Source organism: Muriicola soli (assembly GCF_004139715.1).
Taxonomy (GTDB): Bacteria; Bacteroidota; Bacteroidia; order Flavobacteriales; family Flavobacteriaceae; genus Muriicola; species Muriicola soli.
In genome coordinates, this window is the sequence record NZ_CP035544.1 from 1,876,049 (window position 1) to 1,890,860 (window position 14,812).

Here is a 14,812-nt window from a genome sequence, read left to right on the forward strand (position 1 = left end):
ACAAAAATGCTGATCATAGGGATTGCTGGAGGTACCGGCTGTGGAAAAACCACGGTGGTCAATCAGATCGTCAATGAAATTCCTGAGGAAGAAGTTGGAGTGATCTCGCAGGACTCCTATTACAACGACCTTTCACACCTCACTTACGAAGAAAGAGCCAAGATCAATTTTGACCACCCGCGGGCCATAGATTTTGAGCTTCTGGGAAAGCACCTGAAAAGGCTTAGAAAGGGACAGCCGATTGATCAACCCGTATACTCCTTCCCTAAACACAACAGGACGAAGGATGTCATCAAGACCCATCCCAGAAAGGTCATGATTGTTGAAGGCATACTAATTCTGACACATCCGGAGATCAGAAAGATGTTCGATATCAAAATTTTTGTCCATGCTGATTCTGACGAACGACTAATCAGAAGACTAAAAAGGGATATCCACGAGAGAGGCAGGGATCTTGAAGAAGTACTGAGTCGATACCAAAACACCCTGAAACCCATGCACGACCAATTTATTGAACCGACAAAAGAATACGCAGATATTATTATCCCCAACAACAAGTACAATACCGTAGCTGTCAATATCGTAAGAACCATCATCACTGATAAGCTCAATTAATGGGTATGGGACTCAAAGAACTGAAGGAGAAAAAATGGTTTTCGATTGCAACTAACCTCTATATCGTGGTGCTCACAGCATTTGTAATATGGATGGTTTTTTTTGATACGAATTCGCTGCTCATCCATATGGAACTCAAGAAACAAATCAATACCCTTGAAAAACAAAAGGACTTTTTAAAGAACGAGATAGAAAAAGATAGAAAAACACTCGAAAAGCTATCAGACCCGGAAGAACTGGAAAAATTTGCACGGGAAAAGTATTATTTAAAAAAGAAGGGGGAAGAGATCTATCTCATTGAATATGAGGATAGCCTTAAAAATAAAGAGGATGAGCAAGAAGAATGAATTTTACGATTTTCCACCGACTTCAACCAAGGCCTGGAAACAGCAGATCCAATACGGTTTAAAAGGTCAGGACTACAATTATTTGTTAGTGTGGAACAGCCCAGACCAGATCGCAGTAAAACCTTTTTACAATACGGATGATCTGGAGCAACCTCCTGCCAGGGGTCTTTCTGCCGAAGATGAATGGAAAGTTGGTCAGCCTATCTCGGTTGAAGATACCGAACAAGCCAATGCCAGGGCGCTCAGATGTCTGGAAAAAGGCGCCGAGAGTTTATTCTTTAAGCTTCATTCGCCCGATATTGATTTAAGATCCCTCCTCAAGGGCATAGATTTGAAGCAGTACCCGGTTCACCTTGAAATCAATTTTCTCGCGGATACCCTTCTCGGAACCCTGAAGGAAATTTCACAGGAGAAAAAGGCGTCCTTTATTATACATTTTGATGTGATCGGTAATCTTGCCAGGACCGGAAATTGGTTCAGGTCCATGAAGGAAGATTTAGATGCATGGCTTCAGTTAAACAGAGAATTAGAAGGCTCCATTACGATTTCTATTGATGGGAGCCTTTATCAAAATGCCGGGGCCATTCGGGTACAGCAATTAGCGTACATGCTATCACAAGCTCATGAATACGTGCATCATTTAAAAGCCAATGCGGCGGATGTAAAAATGCAAATCCCTGTCTTTAAGGTTTCGGTAAACTCGAATTACTTTTTTGAAATTGCCAAATTAAGAGCGCTAAGACAGTTATGGGCCACACTCGCCAGGGAATACGATGCCCCGGAACATTGCCATATTGTCGCCCAACCCAGCCAAAGGAACAAAACGATCTACGAATACAACTCCAACCTTTTACGCTCTACCATGGAGTGCATGGCTGCTGTCAATGGAGGAGCAGATACGGTTTGTAATCTACCCTATGATTCCCTTTATCAGAAAGAGAATGAATTTGGGGACCGAATTGCGCGTAATCAACTCCTCATTCTTAAGAATGAAAGTTATCTGGGTGCGGTTTCAAATCCTGCAGACGGGGCTTATTATATTGAAACTCTGACAAAGCAAATGGCAGAAAAGGCGCTTTCCCTCTTTAAACAATTGGAAGCTTCCGGCGGTTTCTTATACGCCTTAAAAGCGCATACCATTCAGCCTAAAATTAAAGAACAGGCCACCAAAGAACAGGAACGCTTCGATCAGGGTTCGGATATCTTAGTGGGGTCTAACGGCTACCAAAATAATCAGGAGGCTATGAAAGATAATTTGGAGGTATCCCCTTTTATGAAATTCGAGGCTAAAAAAACACTGATTGAACCTATTTTGGAAAAAAGGCTTGCCGAAAGCCTGGAGAAAAAACGACTAGAGCATGAGTAGAAAGGACTTGCAAAATATTGAATTAATCGGCGAAATTCCTGTTGCCGGGCATGCTGAAAAATCAACACACTTTGCCGAAGGAATTAAAGTTCACAATACTTTCGATAAAGAAGATACGGCTTCCTTAGAGCATCTTAATTACGCAGCCGGAATCCCTCCTTATCTAAGGGGTCCCTACCCCACCATGTACGTGCAAAGACCCTGGACTATAAGGCAATACGCAGGCTTTTCCACTGCCGAGGAGAGTAATGCGTTTTACAGAAGAAACCTTGAAGCCGGACAAAAAGGACTTTCGGTTGCCTTTGACCTCCCCACCCACAGGGGGTATGACAGTGATCACGAAAGGGTACAAGGTGACGTAGGCAAGGCAGGGGTGGCGATCGACTCGGTAGAGGACATGAAAATTCTCTTCGATGGTATCCCCTTGGATAAGATGTCTGTCTCCATGACAATGAACGGGGCTGTTCTCCCGATTATGGCATTTTATATCGTTGCTGCCGAAGAACAGGGCATATCCCCCGAAAAACTTGCAGGGACCATACAAAATGACATCCTAAAGGAATTTATGGTGCGGAATACATATATCTACCCCCCGGCTCCCTCCATGCAAATCATAGCCGATATTTTTGAGTACACCAGCAGGTTCATGCCCAAGTTTAACAGTATCAGTATTTCAGGCTATCATATGCAGGAAGCAGGCGCCACCGCCGATATTGAACTGGCCTACACCCTCGCCGACGGCCTGGAATACATCAGAACCGGACTGAAGGCCGGATTGGATATTGATGCTTTTGCCCCGCGACTCTCGTTTTTCTGGGCGATCGGGATGAATCATTTTATGGAAATAGCAAAAATGAGGGCCGGACGAATGCTCTGGGCCAAATTAGTTCAGCAATTCAACCCGAAAAACCCAAAATCACTCGCCCTGCGAACTCACTGTCAAACCAGCGGTTGGAGCCTTACTGAACAAGATCCCTTTAACAATGTTGCGCGAACAACCATAGAAGCTGCGGCTGCCGCATTTGGAGGAACTCAAAGTTTACATACAAATGCCCTTGATGAAGCCATAGCATTGCCCACAGATTTCTCCGCCAGGATCGCACGAAATACGCAAATCTATTTGCAACAAGAGACTGAAATTACCAAAACGGTTGATCCCTGGGCAGGATCCTATTACGTGGAATACCTTACTGATGCACTTGCCAAAAAAGCCTGGCAACTCATAGAAGAGGTTGAATCTCTCGGGGGGATGACCAAAGCCATCGAAGAAGGTATCCCAAAACTGAGAATAGAAGAAGCCGCTGCCAAAAAGCAGGCGAGGATTGATAGTGGAAAAGATATTATTGTCGGCGTAAATAAGTACCGCTTAGAGGAAGAAGAAATGCTTCAGATCCTGGAAGTAGATAATGCCGAAGTGCGCAGGCAGCAAATCAACCGCTTACAGCAGTTAAAAAAGAAACGGGATGAGAAAGCCCTGACTAGCGCCCTGAATCTTCTTACAGCTGCTGCCGGGAAGAAAATGAATGGCAGCAAAACTGAAGATAATTTGCTAGCTTTAGCCGTAAATGCTGCAAGGAACAGGGCCACCCTTGGGGAAATAAGCGATGCCCTGGAGACTGTGTTTAAAAGATATAATGCAAAAATCCAGACATTTTCAGGTGTGTATTCCAAGGAGATAAAAGACGATAAGAGTTTTAAAAAAGCCCGCACTCTTGCGGATGAATTTGCTTTGCAGGATGGACGCAGGCCGAGGATCATGATTGCCAAAATGGGCCAGGACGGGCACGATAGGGGTGCAAAAGTGGTGGCCACGGGTTATGCCGACCTCGGTTTTGACGTTGATATCGGCCCCTTGTTTCAAACTCCCGCTGAAGCGGCGAAACAAGCGGTAGAGAACGATGTTCACATCTTGGGAGTATCATCTCTCGCAGGAGGACACAAAACACTCGTTCCGCAGGTCCTGGAAGCGCTTAAAGGATTTGGCAGGGAAGACATCATGGTCATTGTTGGAGGAGTTATTCCAAAACAGGATTACGACTTTCTTTTTGATGCCGGTGCAGTTGCCGTATATGGTCCGGGAACAAAAATTAGTGAAGCCGCAATTCAGATTCTGGAAATCCTTTTAGATTCGGCAAAATAATCATTTACCATATCGCCTTAATTAATCTCAATTATTGCAGGCAACACGCCCTAAGTTATTCACTTTCTGTTAACAAAATACATTTTCTGGCTAATCAAATAATCGTATTTTTAACCCCTAACTTACTATGAGATGGGTAAAATAATTGCTATTGCAAACCAAAAGGGCGGTGTGGGCAAAACCACCACTACCGTTAACCTGGCTGCCTCGCTGGGTGTTTTGGAAAAAAAGGTGCTTCTGATCGATGCAGATCCTCAGGCGAATGCCACCTCCGGATTGGGAATTGACGTTGATTCTGTTGAGCTTGGCACTTATCAGGTACTGGAACTTACCCGTGCCGCTACGGAGACTATTGTAAAAACTTCCTCTCCCAATGTAGATCTGATTCCTTCACATATCGATTTGGTAGCTATTGAAATTGAGCTGGTTGATAAGGATGACAGGGAGTATATGATGAAACAGGCGATCAGCGAATTAAAGGATGAGTACGATTATATTTTGATCGATTGCGCTCCTTCCCTTGGGTTGCTCACTCTAAACGCCCTAACGGCGGCAGATTCGGTGATCATTCCTATTCAATGTGAATATTTTGCTCTCGAAGGCCTTGGAAAACTTCTGAACACTATCAAAAGCGTTCAACGCATTCACAACCCCGATCTCGACATTGAAGGACTGCTGCTTACCATGTACGATTCCAGACTCAGGCTGTCCAATCAGGTGGTGGAAGAAGTTAAGAAACATTTTTCGGATATGGTATTCGATACCATTATTCAGAGAAACGTAAGACTTGGGGAAGCTCCCAGTTATGGGGAAAGTATTATAAAGTATGACGCAAGTAGCAAGGGTGCGTCAAATTACCTCAATATGGCCAACGAGTTACTCAAAAAGAACAAGGAGAAAGTGTGATGGCAAAAGCGACTAAAAAACAGGCTCTTGGCCGCGGATTATCCGCGCTGCTAAAAGATCCTGACAACGACATCAATTCGGTTACGGATAAAAATGCCGATAAGGTAGTGGGCAATATTGTTGAGTTGGAACTCGATGCAATTGAAGTCAATCCCTTTCAGCCCAGATCCAATTTTAATGATGACGCCCTTCAGGAACTTGCATCCTCCATCCGTGAACTCGGCGTAATTCAGCCGATAACCGTTCGAAAACTCGATTTTAACAAGTATCAACTCGTTTCAGGGGAGCGGCGTTATCGGGCTTCCAGGCTCGTAGGGCTAGATACCATCCCCTCATATATACGAATCGCAAATGATCAGGAGTCACTGGAGATGGCCCTGGTGGAGAATATTCAGCGTGAAGACCTCGATCCTATTGAAATTGCGCTCTCTTACCAGCGATTGATCGAGGAGATAGAGCTCACTCAGGAAAAGCTTAGTGACCGGGTTGGAAAAAAAAGATCTACTATTACTAATTACCTCCGTCTTCTGCGGTTAGACCCGATCATACAGACCGGTATGAGGGATGGTTTTATCACCATGGGACACGGTCGTGCCCTGGTGAATATTGACAAACGCCTTGACCAGCTCGGTATTTATGAAAAAATCATCGAGGATGGCTTATCTGTCCGTCAGACGGAAGAATTGGTAAGACAGTATCACGATTCAGGTTCAGCTCCAAAGAAATCAACGAATAAAAAATTAGACAAATCACTGTTTATCCTCAATAGTGAAATTGCACTGTCTCATTACCTAGAAACAGACGTCAGCCTAAGTACCCAGGATAACGAAAAAGGAAAATTGTCACTTACCTTTGATTCCAAAGAAGATTTAAACCGTATCATAAAACTAATCACCGGTGAGTAGTCGGTCTTTTTTTTTTATAATTCTCTTCTGTGTTTTTGCTTCTACCTATGGGCAGGAGAAAAGAACCGAGAACGATTCCCTGAGGAGCGATCTGAAGGATAAAGGCATTGTCATTGACGGGAGGATTGAAAAAAAGGACGTCAATCCACTTGCACCGAGTAAAGCGGCATTTTATTCGGCTATTTTGCCCGGACTCGGGCAAATCTACAATCGCCGGTATTGGAAGCTGCCCATTGTTTACGGAGCGTTGGGAACCGGAATTTATGCCTATATCTACAATGATGATTTATACGACCGATTCAGGTCGGCATTCAAAAGGCGCCGCGCGGGTTTTACTGATGACGAATTTTACGATCTGAATGGCAGTGGAATCGTGCCGGGCAGTCCCGATCTTTCAGACGAGGCCTTGCAGGACGCTCAGGAACGATATCAACGGGACCGTGATCTTGCTCTGTTGATCACTATCGGACTCTATGCCTTTAATATTATCGATGCCAATGTAGATGCTCATTTGCAGCAATTTAACGTGGATGATGACCTCAGCCTGGATATAAAACCTTATCTAGAATATCATCCCATAACCTCCGATCCAAATTATGGGTTGGCCTTAACCATAAAATTTTAGTCAGTGAATATAGCGTTATTGGGTTATGGCAAAATGGGTAAAATGATCGAAAAGGTGAGCCTGAATCGGGGCCATAAAATCGTTGCCCGAGTCGATATAGGATCTGCGGAAAGAGACTACAACCAGATGGACGTAGCGATTGATTTCAGTGTTCCCGAGTCAGCGGTAGAAAATATAAAGGGATGCCTGGCAAATGGAGTCCCCGTGATATCTGGTACAACAGGCTGGCTCCAACACTATGAGGAGGTCGCCGAATTTTGTAAAAAAGAAAAAGGCGCATTTATTTATTCCTCTAACTTCAGCCTGGGGGTCAATATTTTTTTCGAATTAAATAGTATTCTGGCCAAAATGATGGCGGGTACAGGGGAATATAAAGTCAGCATCGATGAAACCCATCACATTCACAAGCTCGATGCTCCAAGTGGAACCGCCATAACACTGGCAGAAGGAATCATAGGAGCTACCGATTACACCCGGTGGCAGCTGAATAAGGACGATGATGATGCCGTAGTAGTGCGTTCACATCGGGAGGGCGAAATCCCGGGTACCCACGAGGTAACTTATTCCGGTACCGTGGATGATATAAGTATTAAACACACTGCCCATAACAGAGAAGGATTTGCCCTTGGAGCTGTTGTGGCTGCCGAGTGGATTCAAGGAAAACAAGGCGTATATAGTATGAAAGACGTGTTAAACCTTGGTGCAAAATGACAACAAAATAATACCTTGCCTCCGCAAAGGCTTAAATTGCAGATATGGACGTTACACAATGGATCTTATTTATACTTCTTGTACAAGTCATACACTTTCTGGGGACCTGGAAACTCTATAAAAAAGCTGGCAGACAAGCCTGGGAGGCAGCGGTTCCGGTATATAATGCGGTGATCCTGATGAAGATCATCAAAAGGCCGGGATGGTGGGTGATCCTGCTGTTTATTCCCATCATTAACTTACTGATGTTTCCCGTGATTTGGGTGGAGACCATCCGGAGTTTTGGGCGCAACAGCCTTAGTGATACCTGGCTGGTTATTCTTACTCTGGGTTTTTATATCTATTACGTCAATTACAGCCTGGAGGTAGAACACATCAAAGACCGCAGCTTACATCCCAAAAGTGGTACCGGGGAATGGGTGAGTTCATTAGTCTTTGCTGTGGTGGCGGCAACATTGGTTCATACCTATTTTATTCAACCCTATGTCATTCCCACCGGATCTCTGGAACGCACGCTGAGGATTGGTGATCTCTTGTTTGTAAGCAAATTTCACTACGGTGCAAGGACTCCCATGACAACCATTGCAGCTCCAATGGTTCATGATACCCTTCCTGTGCTTGGGATCAGATCCTACCTGAAGAAACCACAACTTCCTTATTTCAGGTTGCCCGGCTTTACCAAGGTTGATCGAAACGATATCGTCGTTTTTAGCTGGCCGGCAGATACCGTCAGGGCATTTTTTAAAAAGGAAAAAGGGGTTGTTAAGCCTATCGATAAGAAATCGAATTACGTAAAACGATGTGTAGGCCTTCCCGGGGATTCCCTGGAGGTAAGAGACGGATATGTTTTTATAAATGGGGAACAACTGGTGCTCTCAGACCGTGCCAGACCTCAATATGATTATATGCTATATGCCGGTAAGGGAGTATCCTCCAGATTGTTACTGGAAACCGGAGTTACTGAATTCAACAGGACGTATGTGGCCCAATCGCTGAATCCACAACAGATCATGACCCTGAGGGCTTCGGGATATGCAGTTTACAACCAAAATAACCCGCCGGTTATACTCACTGATAGCAGAGGAATATCTATTGACCTGATCAGGAGCCTGGGGCTATCACTTCGGGAGATTACCGATAGGGAGCGGCAAGCTACCCTTACAGATGAGATGGCTTTAAGCTTACGCAATAACTCTCAAATCGATTCAGTGGTTAGGATTATTGAGCCCGCCGGGGTTCCGGGATACAATATTTTTCCGCAAAATGAATCCTATCCCTGGAACAACGACAATTTTGGTCCTATTTACTTGCCCGCCAAAGGGAGTACCGTTGCTATCAATGTTGAAGTCCTGCCGCTGTATAAAAAAATTATAAGGGACTATGAGAACAACACCGTAAGTGTTTCAGGAAATCAGGTGATGATCAATGGGGAAGCGGCCAGCAATTACACCTTCAAACAGGACTATTATTGGATGATGGGAGATAACCGGGATCATTCAGAGGACAGCCGTTCCTGGGGTTATGTCCCGGAGAATCACATCGTGGGGACCCCTATTTTTATCTGGCTGAGTTTTGACAATTTTAATGACGGGATAGCCAACTGGAAGCCACGCTGGGATCGAATTTTTACGACAGTTCACGGCAGTGGAGAGCCCGTATCTTACTTCCGATACTTTTTAATGGCCCTGGCAGGCTGGTTTATCTTTGATTTCGTCAGGAAAAGAAGAAAAAAGGCAAAGAATTAAAGAATAATACCACCATACAGCTATGCGCTGTCTACTACACCCTGTGTATTTCCCAAATATAATAACGATGGCCCTGCTGGCCCAGCAGCAGTGTGTATGGGAGGTCATGGATTATTTTGAAAAGCAGACCTTTAGAAATCGAACCTACATCAGTACAGATCAGGGGAAACAGATGCTGAGTATCCCCATCAGCCATGTTGGTGGCAAAAAAGGAAAACAATATTACAGAGAAGTTGAGACCGATAATACGTATCCATGGCAAAGGCAACATTGGCGTTCCCTGCAAACCGCCTATCGTTCTTCCCCCTTTTTTGAATATTACGAAGATGATTTGGCCCCACTCTTTCAAAAAGCAGCTGCTTCCCTGCTCGACCATAATATCCACTGTATGGAGATTGTATGTTCCTTGTTAAATCTGACTCTGCCTACCCAAAAAACTACTTTGTATAATCCTTCTCCCAAAGAAGTCAGGGATATGCGCTTTCTGGTCGATGCTAAAAGGCCTGCTCCTATTAAAATGCCCGTTTACACTCAGGTGTTTACAGAACGTAATGGATTTATTGAAAACCTCAGCATACTGGACCTTCTCTTTAACGAAGGCCCCAATACTTTGAATTACCTACAGGAACTAAACCTAACAGATGCTTAGATTTTTCCTTCATTACGGGATACATTTTATCATACCTGTAGTTGTGGGGTTACTTTTTTTTAAAAACAATCAAAAGCGTGTGATCCTCATTCTGCTGGCTGCCATTTTGATCGATTTAGATCATTTACTGGCTGATCCTATTTTCGATCCCCATCGGTGTAGTATTAATTATCATTTTCTACACCAGTATTGGGCGGTTGCGGTCTATATTCTTTTTCTACTTATAAAACCCCTGAGGATCTGGGGAATCGGACTTTTGATTCACATCCTTGCCGATTGGACGGACTGTCTGCTTATGGGTTTTGAAAACGGAATGTAGCCTTTATTGGGGTGTGGTCTGATAAACGAATATCAAAGTTTTGGTGTCCACTTATTTCTAATTCTTCGTCCACCAGTACGTAGTCAATCCGGAAAGGCAGGAATTTAAACAGCAATGTATTTCCCAGGCCGTTACCACTTTCCAGAAATGAGTCTTCCTTATCTTCCTTCAAGATGCGATACACTTTGGAATACTGAGTATTATTAAAGTCGCCGCAAAACACGACAGGGTGTGCTACATCGCGACTGTGCTCAAGAATTTGACCTGCCTGTTTCTTCTGCCGTTCAATAGTATTTCCAAGTCGGTTATATAAGTTGATGGGATTCTCCCTCTTGATGGAGCCGGGTCGTATTCTCATTGACTGCAGGTGTACATTATATATCCTCAATGTATCCGCATTCACTAATACATCCACATAAATCGTATTATTGAGCGTATTCTCAAAGTCCAGAGCGCCACTAGAAATAATTGGATACCTCGAAAAAATGGATAGTGGGGCAAATCTTTTATCACCCCGCGGTGAGTAGACAAAATTATAGGGATAAGAACTTAATTTTTCTCTGCTCACCCTTGTAGAAGCAAATTCCTGAAAACACAAAATATCTGCGTCTTGTGCTGATACAAAGTCTAAAATCTTGTCTTGTATATCGCTTGGTCTGTCCCTGTAATTACCAATGAATTCCATCACATTATAACTCAATATTGAAATGTCCTCAGGAGATTTATTTTCATCGCCCGTGGTAAATACCAAAAACGGGCCTAAAACCAAGAACCAGAGGACCAATGCCATAAGGGGAATGAAGAGCAACTTGCTTCGTATTAAAGCATAACCAAAGCCAAGTATGAAATTTAGTCCTACCAAATACGGCGTAAACAATACTAGCAGGTCCAGAAAGACGACTTGAGAATCTATTAAAGTGATGTAAATGCTGAAAACAAATAACAGGCCGGATGAGCTGAGGGTGATCCATCTCATCAATTTAGCACTAAAGGAAGTAAGCCTCATAAGATTATTCTTCCTTCCCGGCTTTAAACAAGAAGTCCTTTTCAGCCTTAGAGAGACTTTCGTAGCCCGACTTGCTGATCTTATCAAGAATACTGTCAATTTTCCGTTGTCGGCTCTCCTTGTCGTAATCGATCTTCGACTTTTTCTGTGCGCCCCTTTTTCTGTAGACTGTTTTCATTGGGGCCTTCTTATCCCCGGGCTTAAATATGGCTCCAAGACTGTCGAGCAATTTTGCAAAACCTTCCCCGATATCCCTTCCTTTGGTGAGTTGCCTTGCATACATATAACCAAGGAGAGCACCCCCCAGGTGGGCGAGATGACCCCCGGAATTACTTGCCGGGATACTAATTAAATCAACCAGGACAAAAAACGCTCCGATATACCAGAGTTTCACATTGAAAAATATGACCCTAACTTCCTGATTTGGTATGTAAGCGCATATAAAGATCAGTACGGCGGTTACCCCTGCGGAGGCACCAATCAAGGCCGACTTTGACCCCATAAATACCGGGAATATATTATAACTGAGTACAAAGAGGAGTCCGCCCAGGATCACACCTAGGAAATAAACGTTGATCAGTTTTCGGGCCGAAAAAAGATTCATGAAAATCCTTGCCGAAAAAAGAGCAACAACATATTCCAAAACAAATGCCAGAAATCAGCGTGAAAAAACGAATAGGTGACAATAGACCAGGGTTGGGTAAAAAAGGCCATCAAGTCTACCGGTAATTCGAACCACTGAGAAATAGCATTACCCCGGAAGCCCAATAAAAAGGGCAGTAATGCATTCAGGATAAAGACCACCACATTAACGGCGATGAGTTTCTCTGCGATGCTCAGTCGAGCGAATTGATATCGAAGTCCGCCTGTATTCATAGACCTAGTTCCATCTGTTATTATTAAACTGGTTTTTCTTCCAGTACCACATCATTATAAATCCAAAAAGTGCTCCTCCTACGTGTGCAAAGTGGGCTATTCCTTGTCCAAAAATTGAGTATCCTGTAACACCTGAAAATAAGTCGAGCCCTATAAGTACCGGGATAAAATACTTCGCTTTGATGGGAACCGGCAGAAAAATAAGAAATAGTTCGCTATTGGGAAAGGACATTCCAAAGGCAACTAAAATCCCATAGATGGCACCTGATGCACCAACGGCCGGCGTGCTGTAAGACATAAGAAAGTTGTCAATGGTTGTCCTCGATGCCAATTCATACCAGCCTGTGTTAAATTTTCCCTGAGATATAATATCTATAACTTCAGGGCGGGTCAGACCCGAAGACAGCAACACGTTCATTCCCTCATTGAAGTAGTAATAATTCACCGCCGTATGGATCAGGGCGGCTCCTATCCCGGCAGAAAAATAGAAAAACAGAAATTTTTTCTTTCCCCACATTTGTTCAAGAGGCGAACCAAAGGCCCACAAGGCATACATATTAAAGAGGATATGCATAAATCCTCCGTGCATAAACATATGGGAAATCACCTGCCATAAAGCAAAATTTTCATTCTCAGGGAACCAAAGGGAAAACCATTGATACATCTGCTCCCCGAATAAAGAAGTAGCTATAAAGAAGATGATATTGATAATAAGGAGATGTTTAATAGCCCCGGTTAGTCTTCCCATTTAATTAAATTTTTTGTCGATTTCGTTTTCGGTTAAGGTGATAAAGATCGGTTTATTAAACGGACTAAGCATGCTTTCCTTACAGGCGAAGAGATCATTTACCAACGCCAGCTGGGAATGGGTATCCAATTGATCTCCTGATTTAACGGAGACACTACCGCAAAGCGCTTTTGCGAGCATATCAGACTGAGAAAGGTTAGTAGATTCATTCCCCTGTCGGTATTCTGCAATAAGATGGTCCAAAACCGGGCGTACTTCTTTTTCCGGAACAAGAGGAGGTAAACCTGTAATCATTATTTCCTCTTTTTTGCTTATTTCGATGACAAATCCCAGGGTGCGTAATTGATCCAGTAAATCTTCTATCACTCGGATTTCTGCATCACTAAAATTTAACGAAACGGGAAATAACAACTGCTGACTCAGACTCTCCTTCAAAGTCATGCTTCGAAGGAATTTTTCATACAGTACCCGCTGGTGGGCACGCTGCTGATCAATAATAAGCATCCCTGATCTTATGGTTGTTACGATGTATTTTCTTCTGAGCTGAAAGGTGGTTCCTTCGTTAAGCTGCTTTTCATCGGAAGGTGGAAAAATAGCTCCTGAGACGGCTTCAGATTCAAAGTGAACACTGCTGAATGCTTCTCCCCTGCTCGACTTAGATTCCAGGTCTACGAAAAGGTTTTCCCAGCCTTTTGCAGATTGCCTGCTATAGGCGCCGGAACGCCCGTATGAGGTTGCAGTCTCTTGCTGAAATGGATTAAACCCCGGATTTACGGCAATTCCTGGAACCTCAGCCTCTTTATTTTGATAGGCATAGGGTGTTTCCAAGTTCTGGTCCTGCTCAAAATCGAGCATAGGTGCCAGGTGGAATTGTCCCAGACTGTGTTTTACCGCTGCCCTCAAAATGGCATAGAGGGTGTGTTCATCATCGAATTTTATCTCCGTCTTTGTCGGGTGGATATTGATATCGATGGAGGTGGGATCTACGGTGAGGTAAAGAAAATACCCCGGGTACGAATCAGGTTTGATCAGGCCCTCAAACGCGGATTGTACTGCGTGATGCAGGTACGGACTTTTAATAAATCGATCATTGACAAAGAAGAATTGCTCTCCCCTGCTTTTTTTGGCAAAGGCAGGCTTACAGATAAAACCATCGATTTTCACTACCTGAGTTTCTTCCTGGACCGGCACCAGTTTTTCATCGGTCTTATGACCAAAAATATTGATAATCCTTTTGCGCTGTGAGTTTTGATTTAGATGAAATAATTCACTGTCGTTGTGGTAAAAGAAAAAACTGATTCCCGGGTGAGCCAGGGCCACACGATGAAACTCATCGGTAATGTGACGGAATTCCACCTTGTCAGATTTTAGGAAATTACGTCTGGCGGGTATATTGTAAAAGAGGTTTTTGACAGCAATAGAAGTGCCCTTTGGGGTTACGGCTGCCTCCTGAGACACCACATTACTCCCTTCAATTCTCAGATGGGTTCCCAGTTCTTCATCCCCCGGGCGGGTTTGCATATCAACATGCGCAATGGCAGCGATGGAAGCAAGGGCTTCTCCCCTGAAGCCTTTGGTATGAAGCTGAAAGAGGTCTTCGGCACTCCGGATCTTGGAGGTTGCATGCCGCTCAAAACTGAGTCGGGCATCTGTAGGGCTCATCCCTATTCCGTCATCGACCACCTGAATCAGGGTTTTACCCCCGTCCTTAACCACCAATTTAATTTCACTGGCCTGTGCATCCACGGCATTCTCCATCAACTCCTTAACCACAGAGGCAGGTCGCTGAACAACTTCTCCTGCTGCAATCTGGTTAGCCACATGATCTGGCAAAAGTTGAATACGGTCTGCCAT

The 14,812-nt window shown here is 44.0% G+C and carries 15 protein-coding genes and 1 pseudogene; 11 read left to right on the forward strand and 5 right to left on the reverse strand.

What is annotated here, in order from left to right:
- The first annotated feature begins 6 nt into the window (after positions 1–6).
- The 11 genes from udk to EQY75_RS08540 all read left to right on the forward strand — a co-directional run bounded on the left by udk (position 7) and on the right by EQY75_RS08540 (position 10,328).
- Positions 7–615: a uridine kinase gene (udk, locus tag EQY75_RS08490; protein WP_129604921.1), complete on the forward strand. Its 609-nt coding sequence runs from the start codon at positions 7–9 to the stop codon at positions 613–615.
- 5 nt (positions 616–620) lie between these two features.
- The gene (locus EQY75_RS08495) at positions 621–962 is read left to right on the forward strand and encodes an FtsB family cell division protein (RefSeq protein ID WP_129604923.1); all 342 of its coding nucleotides are present in this window, start codon (positions 621–623) and stop codon (positions 960–962) included.
- A complete protein-coding gene (locus tag EQY75_RS08500; protein WP_129604926.1) occupies positions 946–2,328 on the forward strand; it encodes a methylmalonyl-CoA mutase subunit beta in 1,383 nt (460 codons plus the stop codon). Before EQY75_RS08495 ends, EQY75_RS08500 begins: the two co-directional genes overlap by 17 nt.
- Positions 2,321–4,468: a methylmalonyl-CoA mutase gene (gene scpA, locus EQY75_RS08505; RefSeq protein WP_129604928.1), complete on the forward strand. Its 2,148-nt coding sequence runs from the start codon at positions 2,321–2,323 to the stop codon at positions 4,466–4,468. The genes EQY75_RS08500 and scpA overlap by 8 nt, the downstream gene beginning before the upstream one ends.
- Positions 4,469–4,600: 132 nt before the next feature.
- Positions 4,601–5,374 carry a ParA family protein gene (locus tag EQY75_RS08510; RefSeq protein ID WP_129604931.1) on the forward strand — a complete coding sequence of 258 codons (774 nt, stop codon included), beginning with the start codon at positions 4,601–4,603 and terminating at the stop codon, positions 5,372–5,374.
- Positions 5,374–6,279 (forward strand): ParB/RepB/Spo0J family partition protein, encoded by a 906-nt coding sequence (locus tag EQY75_RS08515; RefSeq protein WP_129604933.1) that lies wholly within the window; start codon positions 5,374–5,376, stop codon positions 6,277–6,279. The genes EQY75_RS08510 and EQY75_RS08515 overlap by 1 nt, the downstream gene beginning before the upstream one ends.
- Positions 6,272–6,904, forward strand: coding sequence for a DUF5683 domain-containing protein (locus EQY75_RS08520; RefSeq protein WP_246019840.1), 633 nt, complete (start codon positions 6,272–6,274; stop codon positions 6,902–6,904). Before EQY75_RS08515 ends, EQY75_RS08520 begins: the two co-directional genes overlap by 8 nt.
- Positions 6,905–6,907: 3 nt before the next feature.
- Entirely contained in the window at positions 6,908–7,615 is a 708-nt protein-coding gene (gene dapB, locus EQY75_RS08525; RefSeq protein ID WP_129604936.1) for a 4-hydroxy-tetrahydrodipicolinate reductase, read from the forward strand.
- 44 nt (positions 7,616–7,659) lie between these two features.
- A complete protein-coding gene (gene lepB, locus EQY75_RS08530; protein ID WP_129604938.1) occupies positions 7,660–9,360 on the forward strand; it encodes a signal peptidase I in 1,701 nt (566 codons plus the stop codon).
- 67 nt (positions 9,361–9,427) lie between these two features.
- Positions 9,428–10,009 carry a WbqC family protein gene (locus EQY75_RS08535; RefSeq protein ID WP_246019842.1) on the forward strand — a complete coding sequence of 194 codons (582 nt, stop codon included), beginning with the start codon at positions 9,428–9,430 and terminating at the stop codon, positions 10,007–10,009.
- Positions 10,002–10,328, forward strand: coding sequence for a DUF6122 family protein (locus EQY75_RS08540; RefSeq protein WP_129604942.1), 327 nt, complete (start codon positions 10,002–10,004; stop codon positions 10,326–10,328). Before EQY75_RS08535 ends, EQY75_RS08540 begins: the two co-directional genes overlap by 8 nt.
- Here EQY75_RS08540 and EQY75_RS08545 read toward each other — a convergent pair.
- From EQY75_RS08545 to mutL, 5 genes and pseudogenes are all read right to left on the reverse strand, one after another.
- Positions 10,303–11,334 carry an endonuclease/exonuclease/phosphatase family protein gene (locus EQY75_RS08545; RefSeq protein WP_129604944.1) on the reverse strand — a complete coding sequence of 344 codons (1,032 nt, stop codon included), beginning with the start codon at positions 11,332–11,334 and terminating at the stop codon, positions 10,303–10,305. The genes EQY75_RS08540 and EQY75_RS08545 overlap by 26 nt on opposite strands.
- A gap of 4 nt (positions 11,335–11,338) precedes the next feature.
- The gene (locus tag EQY75_RS14575; RefSeq protein ID WP_425462160.1) at positions 11,339–11,617 is read right to left on the reverse strand and encodes a DUF6576 domain-containing protein; all 279 of its coding nucleotides are present in this window, start codon (positions 11,615–11,617) and stop codon (positions 11,339–11,341) included.
- A gap of 48 nt (positions 11,618–11,665) precedes the next feature.
- Positions 11,666–12,210: pseudogene (locus EQY75_RS14580) on the reverse strand (rhomboid family intramembrane serine protease); the annotation flags it as partial.
- 4 nt (positions 12,211–12,214) lie between these two features.
- Positions 12,215–12,958: a rhomboid family intramembrane serine protease gene (locus tag EQY75_RS08555; protein ID WP_129604948.1), complete on the reverse strand. Its 744-nt coding sequence runs from the start codon at positions 12,956–12,958 to the stop codon at positions 12,215–12,217.
- Positions 12,959–14,812, reverse strand: coding sequence for a DNA mismatch repair endonuclease MutL (gene mutL / locus EQY75_RS08560; protein WP_129604950.1), 1,854 nt, complete (start codon positions 14,810–14,812; stop codon positions 12,959–12,961). It abuts the gene before it with no gap.